Below are 13,600 nucleotides of genomic sequence, written 5' to 3'. Positions count from 1 at the left end.
CTCGGCGATCAGGCCGTCCATGTCGGCGTCGAAGGCGATCGGGTAGATGTCCTGGTACTTCTTCGGCGGGTTCTCCGCGTACGCGATCGTGCCGTCCGGGCGGTGGTGGAACCACTCCGGATGCTTCTGCACCCACGGATGGTCGGGCGAGCACTGCAACGCGAAGTCGAGAGCGATCTCCAGACCCAGAGCCCTCGCTTCACGTACGAACCGGTCGAAGTCCTCGATCGTCCCCAGATCCGGGTGGACCGCGTCATGACCGCCCTCCAGGGACCCGATGGCCCACGGAACGCCGACGTCCTCCGGCCCGGCCGACAGGGTGTTGTTGCGGCCCTTGCGGAAGGTCTGGCCGATCGGGTGGATCGGCGGCAGGTAGACGACGTCGAAGCCCATGGCGGCGATGGCTCGCAGGCGGCGGGCCGCGGTGCGGAAGGTGCCGTGCGGTCGCTCGGGCGTGCCCTCGGAGCGTGGGAAGAACTCGTACCAGGAGCCGTACAACGCCCGCTCCCGCTCCACCAGCAACGGCAGTGTCTCCGACGCCGTCACCAGCTCCCGCAGCGGATACCGGGCGAGGACCGCGTCCACCTCCGGCGTCAACGCGGCGGCCAGACGCGTCGCGACCGGCAGGATGTCGTTGCGCAAGGTCTCCACGGCCGCCAGCACCGCCGCACGCCCCGGGCCCTGCGGCACGCCGGCCGACGCCCGTTCGTGCAGGTCGGCGCCCTCCTCGAGGACCAGTCCGGTGTCGATGCCGGCCGGGACCTTTATACGGGCCGTGCGGCGCCACGTGGCCAGCGGGTCGCTCCACGCCTCGACGCGGTACGTCCAGCGGCCCTCGACGTCGGGGGTGACCTCGGCGCCCCAGCGGTCGGTGCCGGGGGCCAGTTCCCGCATCGGCGTCCACGGACCGTGTCCGCCCTCCGGATCCGTCAGGACGACGTTGCAGGCGACCGCGTCGTGGCCCTCGCGGAACACGGTCGCGGTGACCTCGAACGTCTCGCCCACGACGGCCTTCGCCGGACGCCTGCCGCACTCCACCGCCGGCCTGACGTCCCGCACCGGAATGCGGCCGATGACCTGGTTCGAACTCATGGGATGCACCTCCGCCGTGCTCGAGGCCGGGCCTGTGGCCCGGCCGGGGATCCAAGCTGCGCCGGAAGGTGTCTACCTCCCCGCGGGGGAACGCCGGTCAGCGGCCGGCGGGCCCCGTCTGCGCCGGGCGCGCCTGCCGGGACGCTCGGTCTCCTCCAGGAGATAGGCGGCCAGAGTGGTCCGCAGATAGCGTTCGGCGGCGTCCGCGGCCTCGCGCGCGCAGCGCTTCCCCATCAGCACGCACAGGGTGTAGCCCGAGTCCTCGAAAGTGGCCCGGACCCTGCGGTCGGTGGGGGTCGCGAGCATGATGCGTTCCCACACCCGGTACCGCCGCAGTTGGCGGGCCACTTCGGCTTTGGCCGGCAGCAGCATGGCGCCGTTCACCTTCCAAGGGCTCGATCGCGCGTTTCCCGACCGTCGGGCGGCGGCCGTGTGCGGGCGCGCACGGATCCGTTACGGGCATCGAGGTCTTCACACATGGTGCACGCGTGACGACTCAGCGTCTTGTTGGAGCTTCAACCACCTCGGGAGCTTTCCGTCGCCTCGGTCACCTCACCCGTTCGCTCGTGTTGCACGAATGGCGTAGGCCACTCACCATGAGGTGACTCAGAAGCGATCAGTGCTCACGCTTCGTGTTCGGGGCCCCAGGCCCCGCAGGGGGCGAGGGGAAGCGAGAGCTTCGCCGGTGAGGAGCCAACGACGATGAAGACCGCATCGCCCAGCTACTACCACCTCGACGTGGAGGTCAGCCCGGAACGGGTCGGACAGGTCAGGCGCATCCTGGCCGCTCACCTCCGGTACTGGGACCTGGAAATCCTGGTCGAGCCCGTCTGTCGCGGCACCGAGATGCTGCTGAAGGCCATCGACGAGCACGCCACGGACAAGAACACGTCGATCGAGATGTGGTGGAACGGCCAGCACCTCATCACCGCCATCGGTGAGAACGACTGCGACCTGCGCCCGGACCAGGACCTGCGCGGATGCCTGGAGCACATCGCCGCGATGAGCGACGGCTGGGGCTGCTGCGCCACCGACACCGGCAGCAAGGTCATCTGGTTCTCGCAGCGCGCCCGCGCCGGCGGGCGTGTCCCGCTCGTCCCGACGGCACCGTCGCCCACCCTGCGCGAGGTGCTCCAGGTGCCCCGCGAGGTGCCCGTCGCGGCCCTCGCCGGGCCCGCGAGCACACCCGAGGGCGTTCTGGAGGACGCACGGTGACCGCGCGTCGACCGCACCGGGAAGGGGTGCCCGTCTGGAGCGGGCGCCCCTTCCCGCTGGGCGCCACCCACGACGGGAACGGCACCAACTTCGCCCTGTTCAGCGAGGTCGCCGAACGCGTCGAGCTGGTCCTCGTCGACGACCAGGGCAAGCACCGCTCCGCCCCGATGACCGAGGTCGACGGCTTCGTCTGGCACTGCTACCTGCCGGGCGTCGGACCCGGGCAGCGTTACGGCTTCCGGGTGCACGGCCCCTGGCAGCCGGCTCTCGGCCACCGGTGCAATCCGGCCAAGCTCCTCCTCGACCCGTACGCCAGGGCCGTGGACGGGCAGGTCGACAACCACGCCTCGCTCTTCGAGCGGGCGGCGGACGGTCCCTCCCCGGCCGACAGCGCCGGACACACCATGCTCGGCGTGGTCACCGACCCGGCCTTCGACTGGGGTGACGACCGGCCGCTCGGGGGGTCGTACGCCGACAGTGTGATCTACGAGGCGCACGTACGTGGACTCACCCGGACCCACCCCGACGTCCCGCCCGAACTCCGCGGCACCTACGCGGGGCTCGCGCACCCGGCGGTCGTCGAGCACCTGACGTCGCTCGGCGTGACGACCGTCGAGCTGATGCCGGTTCACCAGTTCGTGCAGGACGGCGTGCTCACGGATCGCGGCCTGTCCAACTACTGGGGCTACAACACCATCGGCTTCTTCGCCCCGCACAACGCCTACGCCGCCCACGGCACCCGCGGCCAGCAGGTCACGGAGTTCAAGTCGATGGTGAAGGCGCTGCACGCGGCCGGCCTCGAAGTGATCCTGGACGTCGTCTACAACCACACCGCCGAGGGCAACGAGAAGGGCCCGACCCTCTCCTTCCGCGGCATCGACAATGCGTCCTACTACCGCCTCGTGGACGGGGACTGGGGCCACTACTACGACACCACCGGTACCGGCAACAGCCTGCTGATGCGGCACCCCTACGTACTTCAGCTGATCATGGACTCGCTGCGGTACTGGGTGACCGAGATGCACGTCGACGGCTTCCGCTTCGACCTCGCGGCCACGCTGGCGCGGCAGTTCCACGAGGTGGACCGGCTGTCGGCGTTCTTCGACCTCATCCAGCAGGACCCGGTGATCAGCCGCGTCAAACTGATCGCGGAACCGTGGGACGTGGGGGAGGGCGGCTACCAGGTGGGCAACTTCCCGCCCCTGTGGTCGGAGTGGAACGGCAAGTACCGGGACTGCGTAAGGGACTTCTGGAGCGGCCAGCCGCACACGCTCGGCGAGTTCGCCTCCCGGCTGACCGGCTCCGCCGACCTGTACCAGCACAGCCGGCGCCGCCCGCGCGCCAGCGTCAACTTCGTCACCGCGCACGACGGGTTCACCCTGCGCGACCTCGTCTCGTACAACGACAAGCACAACGAGGCCAACGGCGAGGGCAACCAGGACGGCGAGAGCACCAACCGCTCCTGGAACTGCGGCGTCGAGGGCGAGACCGACGACCCGGCCGTCCTCGACCTGCGGGCCCGTCAGCAGCGCAACTTCCTGGCCACACTGCTGCTCTCGCAGGGCATTCCGATGCTCTGCCACGGCGACGAACTGGGCCGCACCCAGCGCGGCAACAACAACGCCTACTGCCAGGACAACGAAGTCTCCTGGGTCGACTGGCGGCTGACCGAGGACCAGCAGGCGCTGAACGACTTCACCCGGTACGTCATCGGGCTGCGCGCGCGCCACCCCGTGCTGCGCCGGCGCCGCTTCTTCCGCGGCGAGACCGTGACGCACGCGGGCCAGCCGCTGCCCGACCTGGTGTGGCTGCTGCCGGACGCACGCGAGATGACGGACGAGGACTGGCAGCGCTCCGATGCCCACTCCGTCGGCGTCTTCCTCAACGGCGACGCCATCGCCGAGCCCGACCAGCGCGGGAAGCGCGTGCTGGACGACTCCTTCCTGCTCCTGCTGAACGGTTACTGGGAGCCGGTGGAGTTCCTCCTGCCGGACGTCACCTACGGCGAACGCTGGACGACACTGATCGACACCGCCGAGCCGCAGGGCGCCGACGAGGCCGAGCACAAGGCGGGCACGCAGATCACGGCCGAGGCACGCAGCCTCATCCTGCTGTCGAGGCCCTCGCGCACCGCCGGGTGACGCCCGGCGCACAGGATCGCGGCCGGGGGCGAATCGCCCGGGGCCGCGATCCTGCGCCCTGTCAGCGTTCGCGCCGCGAGGTCACCGTGAACTGCGCGCCGTCGGGGTCGCGCAGTATGGCCTCCTCGCTGCCCTTGGACAGCACGCTGCCGCCGTGCACCTCCGCGGCCCGCACACAGGCCGCCACGTCCGCGACCGCGAAGTGGACCTGCCAGTGCGGCCGGATCGTGGGGTCCGGAGCCGACTCCAGCGCACCCGACTCGATGCGCGCCACCACGTCGCCGCGGCTGCGCAGAACGACCTCGCCACCCTCGTAGCGCACCTCGCAGCAGCCGGGACGGTCCGACGCCCAGTCCAGGACCTCGCCGTAGAAGATGGCGGCGTCGAAGGCGTCGCGCGTGTGGAGCTTGATGAAGGCCGGCTGTGCCTCGCGCCAGCTTTCCCAGTTCGCGACGAGTTCGCCCTCCCAGATCCCGAAGGCCGCGCCGTCCCGGTCGGCGAGCAGCGCCGCCCGCCCGGGCGGGAAGGACAGCGGCCCCACCGCCGTCGTACCACCGCGCTCCTGGGCCCGCGCCGCCGCCTCGTCGGCGCTCGGCACGGCGAAGTACGGCGTCCAGGCCACCGCCATCTGCCACATGGAGGCCACCGCGGCGATCCCGGCCACCGGTCTGCCGTCCGCCAGTGCGACCCGGAAGCGGTCGCCGAGCTTCACCGGCTGCCACTCCCAGCCCAGCACGGCCCCGTAGAACTCCTCCGTGCTCTGCTGGTCCCGGCTGGTCAGGCTCACCCAGCAGGGCGCGCCGAAGACGGAGTGCGTGGACAGGACGTTCTTGGTGGCGCGGGGCGGTCTCACGTCGTGGTTCATGGCGTTCGTGTCCTGCTCTCGTCGGCCGGCGGGCCACAGCTCTCGTACCAGTGTCCGACCGGAACCGCTCGGGGCGCCTGCCGAGTACCCCGGTGGCGCCACCGAAACGGTGGTCTGTCCGCGTCCCGCCCGGTGGCGCGGGGCCGGACGAGTGACAGGATGGAAACGTGTCAGCAGTACCGGACGAGCCCGCCGACGAGTCGGACCGCATCTTCGAGCTGCAGGAAGAGATCGACCAGCTCAAGGAGGCGGTCGCCTCGCACGCCGTCGTCGACCAGGCGATCGGCATGGTCGTCGCGCTCGGCAGAGTCACGCCCGACCAGGGGTGGGAAGTGCTGAAGGACGTCTCCCAGCACACCAACATCAAGCTGCGCACCGTCGCCGACCTGATCCTCCTGTGGGGGCGGGCCGGGGAAATGCCCCCGGAAATCCGCGCCCAGCTGGAGGAGGCCCTCGACCGCTACGGTCCCACGCAGATTCCGGGGATACCGCCGGAGTGACGGCGGCTCATCGGGCCTCGGTGAGGATCTCCTCGCGCAGCCGGTCGAAGCAGCTGCTGAGCAGCCGGGAGACGTGCATCTGCGAGATGCCGAGCTGGTCCGCGATGCTGCTCTGCGTCATGCCCCGGAAGAAGCGCAGGTAGAGGATGGTCCGCTCGCGCTCGGGGAGCGCCTCCAGGCAGGGCCGTACGGCAACCCGGTCGACGACCGTGTCGAAGGCCGGGTCCGGGCCGCCGATCGCGTCACCCAGGGCGTACCCCTCGGTGCCGGGCATCTCGGCCTCCAGCGACAGCGCGGTGAAGCACTCCAGAGCCTCCATCCCGGCGCGCGCCTCGTCTTCGCTCATACGCGCGAACTCGGCGATCTCGGCGAGGGTCGGCGGTCGGCCCGGAGTCGTCTGCGACAGCTCCTTGGTGGCCTGACGCACCCGGTTGCGCAGGTCCTGGACGCGGCGCGGCACGTGCAGCGTCCACATGTGATCACGGAAGTGCCGCTTGATCTCGCCGGTGACGGTCGGCACGGCGTACGCCTCGAAGGCGCATCCCCGCTTCGGGTCGTAGTGGTCGACGGCCTTGACGAGGCCGAGGGCGGCCACCTGGTACAGATCCTCCAGGGACTCGCCGCGCCCCCGGAAGCGGACGGCGATCCGTTCGGCCATCGGAAGCCAGGTCTCGACCAGTTCGTCGCGGAGCGCCTTGCGTGCCGGGCCGGCGGGCAGGCGCGCAAGGCGTGCGAAATCGGCGGCAGTGTCCGGGGCGTCGTCGTGCGGATGCGGCTTTGTTCTGCCTGTGACAGGCATGGTGCGCGCCTCCCTCAGCAGGTGCTGGATGGACAGAACCGCGGGGGCGCGGGCTCGGACCTTGCGGAGGACACCCGCGGCCGGGCGGGCCGGCTCCCACGGACGTGCCTCCTGTCCGAAGCACTGGAATTTCGATTCCCGCGGGCGCCGGGTCCGAAACAATTTGGGGAATTCGATGACGGTGTGCGACCGGGTGATTGTGAAACGTTGAAAAGATGCCGGAATTACCAAGGGAAGGGGACGTTCTGAAATCGATGGAATTCATTGAGTGATATCCGCCTCCGGGGCACTCGCCCCGCTCGCGGAGGTCTTGACCAACCCTTGGGGTTGATTACCTCTGCTACAGAGGTAATCTCCTCGGTGTGGAACCAGAGACCTTCCCCGATGAGCTGGCCGACGCGCTCGTCGGCGTCCAGCGGCTGATCCGGCGCCGTCTGCGCCGGGACATGCCCGATCCCCGGCTGCGCGGCGCCGAGGTGGAGCTGCTGCGCCTTGTCGTGGACCGGCCCGGCATCGGGATCTCGGACGCCGCCAAGGAGTTGTGCCTGGCGGGCAACTCCGTCTCGACGCTGGTCAACCAGCTGTCCCGACAGGGCTATCTGCTGCGCGAGACGGACCCGGCCGACCGCCGGGCCGCGCGACTGCTGCCCACCCCCGCGGCCGAAGCCCGGCTGAGCGAATGGCGCAAACGCCGCGCCGAGCTCGTACGACGCCAGGTGTCCCGGCTGGACGAAGCGGACCGGGAAGCGCTGCACGCGGCGATCCCGGCCCTGCGCAGGCTCGCCGTCAATCTGCACGAGGAGGCCGAGGAGTCATGACGCGCAACGCTCACGGGGCCGTCGCCTGTACCGGTCTCACCTACTCCTTCGGTGAGACCCACGCGGTGGACGGGCTCGAGTTGTCGGTGGCGGAGGGCGAGGTCTTCGGACTGCTCGGGCCCAACGGCGCCGGAAAGACCACCGCCATCCGCTGCATCACCACCCTGCTGCCCGTTCCCGCCGGGATGGTCCACGTCTTCGGTCGCGACGCGTCCAAGGAGGCCATGGCCGTACGACGCCTGCTGGGCTATGTGCCGCAGCAGCTGTCCGCCGACGCGGGCCTCACCGGCCGGGAGAACATCGCCCTGTTCGCGCGGGTCTTCGACGTGCCCCGCCGCGAGCGCGCCGAGCGCGTCGCCCAGGCACTGGCCGCCGTCGACCTCACCGAAGCCGGAGACCGGCTGGCCGGCACCTACTCCGGCGGCATGATCCGCCGCCTCGAACTCGCCCAGGCCCTGGTCAGCGCGCCCCGTCTGCTGATCCTCGACGAGCCGACCATCGGCCTCGACCCGATCGCCCGGACCGACGTGTGGGAGCACATCAACGCCGTGCGCGCGGCCACCGGCATGACCGTGCTGGTGACCACGCACTACATGGACGAGGCCGACCAGTACTGCGACCGGGTCGGCCTGATGCACCGAGGCCGTATCCGGGCCCTCGGCACCCCGACCGAACTGCGGCGGGGACTCGGTGAGCGCCGCGGCCTCAAGGCAACGGACCCGCTGCCCACCCTTGAGGACGTCTTCCGCGACGTCGCCGGCAGCGGTCTCGACGAGAAGTCAGGAGAGTTCCGCGATGTCCGAAGCACCCGCCGCACCGCAGGCCGCGTCGGCTGACCGCGCCCGCGAGGACGGCATCGGCCTGCTGCTGAGCCCGCCCGAGCCCCGCGCGGGCTGGCGGCTGCTGCCCACCCGCGTCGTGGCGATGTGCGCCGTCGAACTGCAGAAACTGCGCCACGACCGCACCGAGCTGTACACCCGCGCGGTCCAGCCCGCGCTGTGGCTGCTGATCTTCGGTCAGACCTTCACCCGCATCAAGGCGATCCCCACCGACGGCATCCCCTACATCGACTACCTCGCGCCCGGCATCATCGCCCAGTCCGCGATGTTCATCGCCATCTTCTACGGCATCCAGATCATCTGGGAGCGTGACGCCGGCATACTGAACAAGCTCCTCGTCACGCCGACCCCGCGCTCGGCGCTGATCACCGGCAAGGCCTTCGCGGCCGGCGTGAAGTCGCTCATCCAGGCCGTCGTCGTCATCGTCATCGCCGCCCTGCTCGGCGTGGCGCTCACCTGGAACCCGCTCAAGCTGCTCGGCGTCGCTGCGGTGGTGATCCTCGGGTCCGTCTTCTTCTCCTGCCTGTCGATGACCATCGCCGGCATCGTGCTGAGCCGCGACCGGCTGATGGGTATCGGTCAGGCGATCACCATGCCGCTGTTCTTCGGCTCGAACGCCCTCTACCCCGTGTCCGTCATGCCCGGCTGGCTCCAGGCGATCAGCACGATCAACCCCCTGAGCCACCAAGTGGACGCCCTGCGCGGACTCCTCATCGGTACGCCCGCGCACCTGCCGCTCGACTTCGCGGTGCTGCTCGTGGCCGCCGCGCTCGGCATCGCGGCGGCCTCCTCGCTCCTGGGCCGTCTGGCCCGTTGAACCGGCGTCCGGAAAGTGATGTGCGGCACGCGCGCGAATCCGGCCGTCCGGCCGGTCGGCGAATTCTTCCTGCGCACGGCTTGATCACCGATCAAGAGGGCGAATTCGCTGGCCACAGCGCATTCTGCTCATTTGACAGTGCACTCAGCACACAGATAGGAAGCAGCTCTCTGAGGTCGAGAGGTGGATTGTGTACGAGCCGAACGTGGTCGGGGACTGGCAGGAGTACGACGAGCATGCCGGTCTGCGTGTCCGCGTCCACCGCCTGGAAGCGGCCGAGCCGCCGCGCGGGCGGGACGACGCCGCCGAGGGGCTGACGTACTTCCGGGTCCGCGTCACCGTCGAGAACCGTGGCAGCGGGCACGCCACCATCCATCTGGAGGACGGCCAGATCGACGTGCGCATCGGTCGCGACGGGGAGAGCGCGTTCATCGACTGGCGCAACTCGCAGTTCATCGAGGGCTTCGACGTCTACCCGCTGCGCCGGGCGACCGCCGTGCTGTACGCGGCCGGCCCGGAGGCGTCCCTGAGCCAGGTGGACGTCCAGGTCCAGCTGCGCGTCGACGACGACTGGGCCGACCGCCGGCTGTGGGCGGGCGGCATCGGACTGCACGAGCAGACCGTCGGCCCCGGTGCGGTGCGTGACGGCGTCGCCTGCCAGGTGAGCAACTTCCTGCGGGACCAGGCCGAAGAGGGCACCGCCTGACGGCCCCTCGACGTCAGTGCGGGATGCCGTCGATGATCTCGCGGGCACCCTGACGCAGCAGCGCCACGGCGACCGACGTGCCGAGCGTCGCCGGGTCGAGCCGACCCGCCCACTCGTGGGCGTTGAGCCGGGTCTTGCCGTCCGGGGTGAAGACACAGGCCCGCAGGGACAGCTCGCCACTGCGGTCCACGCGTGCGTACCCGGCGATCGGGCTGTTGCAGTGCCCCTGCAGGACGTGCAGGAACATGCGCTCCGCGGTCGCCTCCCGATGGGTGTCCGGATCGCCGAGCCCGCTGACCGCGTCGATGAGCTCGGTGTCGCCCTCCCGGCACTGCAGGGCGAGGATGCCCGCGCCGATCGGCGGCATCATCGTCTCGGGGGAGAGGACCTCGCTGATCACGTCACGCCGGTCGATGCGCTCCAGGCCGGACACCGCGAGCAGCAGCGCGTCCGCCTCCCCGGCCGCCAGCTTCGCCAGCCGCCGGTTGGCGTTGCCGCGGAACGGCACGCAGTCCAGCTGCGGATGGGTGGCGGCCAGTTGCGCGACCCGGCGCACCGACGAGGTGCCGATCCGGGTCTTGGCCGGGAGTTCGTCCAGGGTGAGGCCGCCGGGGTGGACGAGGGCGTCCCGGATGTCGTCCCGCTTCAGGAACGCGGCGAACGTCGTGCCCGCCGGGAGCGGCCGGTCGGCCGGCACGTCCTTGACGCAGTGCACCGCGAGATCCGCCTCGCCGGCCAGCAGCGCGGCATCCACCTCCTTGGTGAACGCCCCCTTGCCCTCGACCGCGGACAGATCCCCCATCCACTTGTCACCGGTCGTCTTCACCGGCACGACCTCGGTGCGCACCCCGGGATGCAGGACGGCCAACTCGGCGCGGACACGCTCCACTTGGGCGAGTGCCATGGGCGAGTCGCGGGAGACGATACGGATCAGTTCGGGCACGGACATGTGGCCACGATAGACCCTCACGGCGGTGCTCCCGTGCCGTTCGACCGACTCCTTCCACACGGGTGTGTTCCACCGCACCTCGGTGCGACCGAGTCGGCGCGCCTGGCCGGCCATCGCATCGACGAGGAGCCGCCGACGGGCGCGCAAGCGGCGTTGCCGACGATCCCGCGGCCCGGCAGCTCGGCCACCGGACGGCTCAGCCGGGGCGCGGCCGTGCCGAAGCGCAGTGCGTGCAGCCGTACGGCCAGGTCGTCGGCCGGCGGGCCGCGCGCTCGTACTCCGCGTGCCGTGCGGAGCGCGTGAGACGTGAGGATCGGGCGGGGGACGGGGGCCGCAGTTGCGTCGGGTCCTGTGTCCCGCGCCCGATCCGGTGCCCTGACTCAGGCGTTGGGGTCGAACGCGATCCCCGACGGCTTGGCCGACGACAGGTGGGCGTTGAAGTTGGCGTCCTTGAGGCCGAAGTTGGCGCTGCCGAAGTCGTACGCGCTCAGCTTGTCGCGCAGGGCCGCCGGGTAGCCGTTCCAGCCGACCAGCGGCGGGTACTGCCAGGTGCCCTTGTGGTTCTCCGGCGGTTCGTCGCCCGAGTTGGCCAGCCGGAAGCAGTGCGTGCTGACACCGTCCTTGTGGTAGACGATCTTCGCGTGCGTCCCGTCGAAGCGGACCCCGGACGCCGCCGTGATGGTGAACGAGCCGTGGTTGGACGTCGAGACGTACTGCACCTGGTTGTTCTGCACCCAGATCACGACGTGCTCCCAGTCGTGCCGGTGGCCGCCGAGGCTGCTGCCGGCGACGGCCTGGTCCTTCTCGAAGTACAGGCCGTACATGTAGGCGCACCAGCCGTTGTTGCACTTGTAGCGCGAGTAGCTGTTGGTGTTGTCCAGGTCCGAGGCGTCGCGGCAGCCGCCGTTGAGGGCGCCGGTCGGATTGAGGCCGCCGTTGACCGTGCCGTCGGGGCCGATGGCGGGAGTGGAGTAGCAGCCGTCCGTGTCGTAGTCGAAGGCCGGCTGGTACGTGTTCTCGGCGGCTTCGGCGTTGGCGGGCAACGCCGCCGGCGGGGCCGCGAAAGCGGCGGTGGGGAAGGCGACGACGAGGGCGGCGGCGCCGGCCAGGCCGGTGACCCATCTCCTGCGGTGTGCCTTGAACGACGGTGACGACACTGCGTCCTCCTCCTGGTGCGGGCGCAGCCCAACGGCTGTGGGGGAAAGGGAAGTTCAGCTTCCCCGCTTTTCATGTCCGCGCCAAGAGGTCGCAGGCGTCTCTCTGGTTACGGGCGCCCCAACAGTTGGACCTTGACGGAGTGTCAGGCGAGGTCGTCCGGCGGGTCGTCCGGCAGGTCGGCCGCCGACTCCTCGGGCGCGAGGTCCGGCCGCAGCCGCAACCAGGAAGGCTGGCGCAGCAGACCGGCCCGGGTCCGCGTGCTGTACCGGACCTCGCCGACCAGCCGGGGCAGCACCCAGTGGGCGCCCGGCACCCGCGGCACGGGGTCGAAGGGGCACACGTCCGTCTCGGCGGTCCTCAGCAGGGCGGCGAGTTGCTCCCGCTCCACCTCGCTCCAGCCGGTGCCGACACCGCCGACATACCGCAGGCGCCCGGCGGCCCGCTGGCCGACCAGTACGGCACCGGGCAGGCCGGTGAGCCGTCCCTTGCCGGGCAGCCAGCCGCCCACGACGACGTCCTCGCTGCGCATGTTGCGGATCTTGATCCAGGAGCGGGACCGCACGCCGGGCTCGTACACCGAGTCCAGCCGCTTGCAGACCAGGCCCTCCAGGCCGTGCTCGAGAGTGGCCCGCAGGGCCTGTTCGCCGTGTCCGACGAGCGCGGTCGGAGTCGACCAGTGGGGACCGGCCAGATCCAGTTCCTCCAGCAGCGTGCGCCGCCGGGCGTAGCGGACAGCGACGAGGGAGCGCCCTCCCAGGTGCATCACGTCGAACAGCACGAGATGGACGGGGGCCTCCGCCGCCCGGCGCGCCGCCCTGGCGGGCGCCTGCACCAGCCCCATCCGGGACTGGAGCAACTGGAAGTCGGCACGGCCCTGTTCGTCCAGGGCCATGACCTCCCCGTCCAGCACGGCAGGCGTGGCGCCGAGCGCATGGCCGAGCGCGAGCAGCTCGGGGTAGGCGACGGTGACGACCTCCCCGGACCGGGCGCGCAGCACCACGCTGCCGTCCCCGGCGAGATAGGCCACGACCCGCTGGCCGTCCTGCTTGGTCTCGTACGCCCAGCGCGTGTCCTGCGCGGCGGGCGGCAGGGTGCCGGGCGTGGCGAGCATGGGAGGGATCAGCGGGAGGCTCACGGGTCAGATGTCGACCGGACCGTCCGCCGTCACGCGCCCTCCCCGCCGGTTTCCCCTGAACGGCGCTGTCCGAAGGCTGCTCGCGGGGGTGAGCAGACCGTCGAGTCGGACCCGGCGGAAGCATTCGGCCCGGACCCGGCGGGGGAATTCGTCCCGGGCCCGGTAGGTGACGGCCGAGACGACCTCCCTGCCGGCCCGGCTCGGGCCCACATGGATCCTGAACGGCCTGCTGCCGACGGGAATTCGACGATGCGTACGACCGCGGCGGCGGCGTCGGAGGCATCGGCGTCCGGCAGGGCCGGTCGGGCGAGCCGCTCGTTTACGTCGTCCATCAGCGCCTTGCAGCGGGCGTCGTGGGCGGCGGCCCGGTCGGTGGCGGCCGGTGCTCCGGCATGGGCGAAGTGACGGGTGCCGGAGGTGAAGGCCGCCAGGCACCACGATCGAGGTGCCGATCCCGAACCGTATGCGCTCGGCGGCAAAGCCGACCGCGGGTGTCCATGGCCGCCTCGGCCGCGTCCGCGCCTTCCTGGAGCGTCACGTCGAGCTCCACGGCGTGCAGGGCGGGA

Annotated in this window: 14 protein-coding genes; 7 read left to right on the top strand and 7 right to left on the bottom strand. The window is 70.8% G+C overall.

The window, feature by feature from the left end; all coding sequences use genetic code 11:
• On the bottom strand, positions 1-1,092 hold a 1,092-nt coding region (locus tag ADK57_RS46370), incomplete at its 3' end, for a maltotransferase domain-containing protein (protein ID WP_159050253.1).
• Between the two features lie 72 nt (positions 1,093-1,164).
• Complete coding sequence (locus ADK57_RS46365) at positions 1,165-1,464, bottom strand: DUF5133 domain-containing protein (RefSeq protein ID WP_053755835.1); 300 nt, start codon at positions 1,462-1,464, stop codon at positions 1,165-1,167.
• 330 nt (positions 1,465-1,794) lie between these two features.
• Between ADK57_RS46365 and ADK57_RS46360 the strand changes: the two genes are divergently transcribed.
• Together ADK57_RS46360 and glgX are read left to right on the top strand one after the other, a co-directional pair.
• Entirely contained in the window at positions 1,795-2,307 is a 513-nt protein-coding gene (locus ADK57_RS46360; RefSeq protein WP_053755834.1) for a hypothetical protein, read from the top strand.
• Positions 2,308-2,333: 26 nt separating this feature from the next.
• Positions 2,334-4,448: a glycogen debranching protein GlgX gene (gene glgX, locus ADK57_RS46355; RefSeq protein WP_053755833.1), complete on the top strand. Its 2,115-nt coding sequence runs from the start codon at positions 2,334-2,336 to the stop codon at positions 4,446-4,448.
• A 61-nt stretch (positions 4,449-4,509) separates the two neighbouring features.
• Here the strand turns inward: glgX and ADK57_RS46350 are convergent, their stop codons facing one another.
• Positions 4,510-5,313 (bottom strand): VOC family protein, encoded by an 804-nt coding sequence (locus tag ADK57_RS46350; protein WP_053755832.1) that lies wholly within the window; start codon positions 5,311-5,313, stop codon positions 4,510-4,512.
• 167 nt (positions 5,314-5,480) lie between these two features.
• Between ADK57_RS46350 and ADK57_RS46345 the strand changes: the two genes are divergently transcribed.
• Positions 5,481-5,813: an ANTAR domain-containing protein gene (locus ADK57_RS46345; protein ID WP_053755831.1), complete on the top strand. Its 333-nt coding sequence runs from the start codon at positions 5,481-5,483 to the stop codon at positions 5,811-5,813.
• Between the two features lie 7 nt (positions 5,814-5,820).
• Here the strand turns inward: ADK57_RS46345 and ADK57_RS46340 are convergent, their stop codons facing one another.
• Complete coding sequence (locus tag ADK57_RS46340) at positions 5,821-6,612, bottom strand: RNA polymerase sigma factor SigF (protein ID WP_053755830.1); 792 nt, start codon at positions 6,610-6,612, stop codon at positions 5,821-5,823.
• A 362-nt stretch (positions 6,613-6,974) separates the two neighbouring features.
• On the opposite strand from ADK57_RS46340, the gene ADK57_RS46335 reads away from it, so the two are divergent.
• The 4 genes from ADK57_RS46335 to ADK57_RS46320 all read left to right on the top strand — a co-directional run bounded on the left by ADK57_RS46335 (position 6,975) and on the right by ADK57_RS46320 (position 9,792).
• Positions 6,975-7,430 (top strand): MarR family winged helix-turn-helix transcriptional regulator, encoded by a 456-nt coding sequence (locus tag ADK57_RS46335; RefSeq protein WP_053755829.1) that lies wholly within the window; start codon positions 6,975-6,977, stop codon positions 7,428-7,430.
• A complete protein-coding gene (locus ADK57_RS46330) occupies positions 7,427-8,266 on the top strand; it encodes an ABC transporter ATP-binding protein (RefSeq protein ID WP_053755828.1) in 840 nt (279 codons plus the stop codon). The genes ADK57_RS46335 and ADK57_RS46330 overlap by 4 nt, the downstream gene beginning before the upstream one ends.
• Complete coding sequence (locus tag ADK57_RS46325) at positions 8,226-9,086, top strand: ABC transporter permease (RefSeq protein ID WP_053755827.1); 861 nt, start codon at positions 8,226-8,228, stop codon at positions 9,084-9,086. The genes ADK57_RS46330 and ADK57_RS46325 overlap by 41 nt, the downstream gene beginning before the upstream one ends.
• A gap of 190 nt (positions 9,087-9,276) precedes the next feature.
• The gene (locus tag ADK57_RS46320; RefSeq protein ID WP_053755826.1) at positions 9,277-9,792 is read left to right on the top strand and encodes a hypothetical protein; all 516 of its coding nucleotides are present in this window, start codon (positions 9,277-9,279) and stop codon (positions 9,790-9,792) included.
• A 13-nt stretch (positions 9,793-9,805) separates the two neighbouring features.
• Here the strand turns inward: ADK57_RS46320 and hemC are convergent, their stop codons facing one another.
• The 3 genes from hemC to ADK57_RS46305 form a co-directional block, all read right to left on the bottom strand.
• On the bottom strand, positions 9,806-10,741 hold the full coding sequence (hemC, locus tag ADK57_RS46315; protein WP_053755839.1) for a hydroxymethylbilane synthase: 936 nt from the start codon (positions 10,739-10,741) through the stop codon (positions 9,806-9,808).
• Positions 10,742-11,121: 380 nt separating this feature from the next.
• Positions 11,122-11,898, bottom strand: a complete 777-nt coding sequence (locus tag ADK57_RS46310; RefSeq protein ID WP_053755825.1) for an NPP1 family protein — start codon at positions 11,896-11,898, stop codon at positions 11,122-11,124.
• Between the two features lie 143 nt (positions 11,899-12,041).
• Positions 12,042-13,034, bottom strand: a complete 993-nt coding sequence (locus tag ADK57_RS46305; protein ID WP_053755824.1) for an ATP-dependent DNA ligase — start codon at positions 13,032-13,034, stop codon at positions 12,042-12,044.
• Positions 13,035-13,600 lie beyond the last annotated feature (566 nt).

Origin of the sequence: Streptomyces sp. MMG1533, from assembly GCF_001279775.1 — a bacterium.
GTDB lineage: Bacteria > Actinomycetota > Actinomycetes > Streptomycetales > Streptomycetaceae > Streptomyces.
The sequence above is the reverse complement of the archived record's forward strand: the minus strand, read 5'-3'. Positions and strand labels throughout refer to the sequence as shown.

What these genes read in the sequence shown, in the direction of transcription:
- ADK57_RS46360 (WP_053755834.1), top strand. Translation starts at nt 1,795, where the DNA reads ATGAAGACCGCATCGCCCAGCTACTACCACCTCGACGTGGAGGTCAGC.
- ADK57_RS46330 (WP_053755828.1), top strand. Translation starts at nt 7,427, where the DNA reads ATGACGCGCAACGCTCACGGGGCCGTCGCCTGTACCGGTCTCACCTAC.
- ADK57_RS46350 (WP_053755832.1), bottom strand. Translation starts at nt 5,313, where the DNA reads ATGAACCACGACGTGAGACCGCCCCGCGCCACCAAGAACGTCCTGTCC.
- ADK57_RS46365 (WP_053755835.1), bottom strand. Translation starts at nt 1,464, where the DNA reads ATGCTGCTGCCGGCCAAAGCCGAAGTGGCCCGCCAACTGCGGCGGTAC.
- hemC (WP_053755839.1), bottom strand. Translation starts at nt 10,741, where the DNA reads ATGTCCGTGCCCGAACTGATCCGTATCGTCTCCCGCGACTCGCCCATG.
- ADK57_RS46340 (WP_053755830.1), bottom strand. Translation starts at nt 6,612, where the DNA reads ATGCCTGTCACAGGCAGAACAAAGCCGCATCCGCACGACGACGCCCCG.
- ADK57_RS46325 (WP_053755827.1), top strand. Translation starts at nt 8,226, where the DNA reads ATGTCCGAAGCACCCGCCGCACCGCAGGCCGCGTCGGCTGACCGCGCC.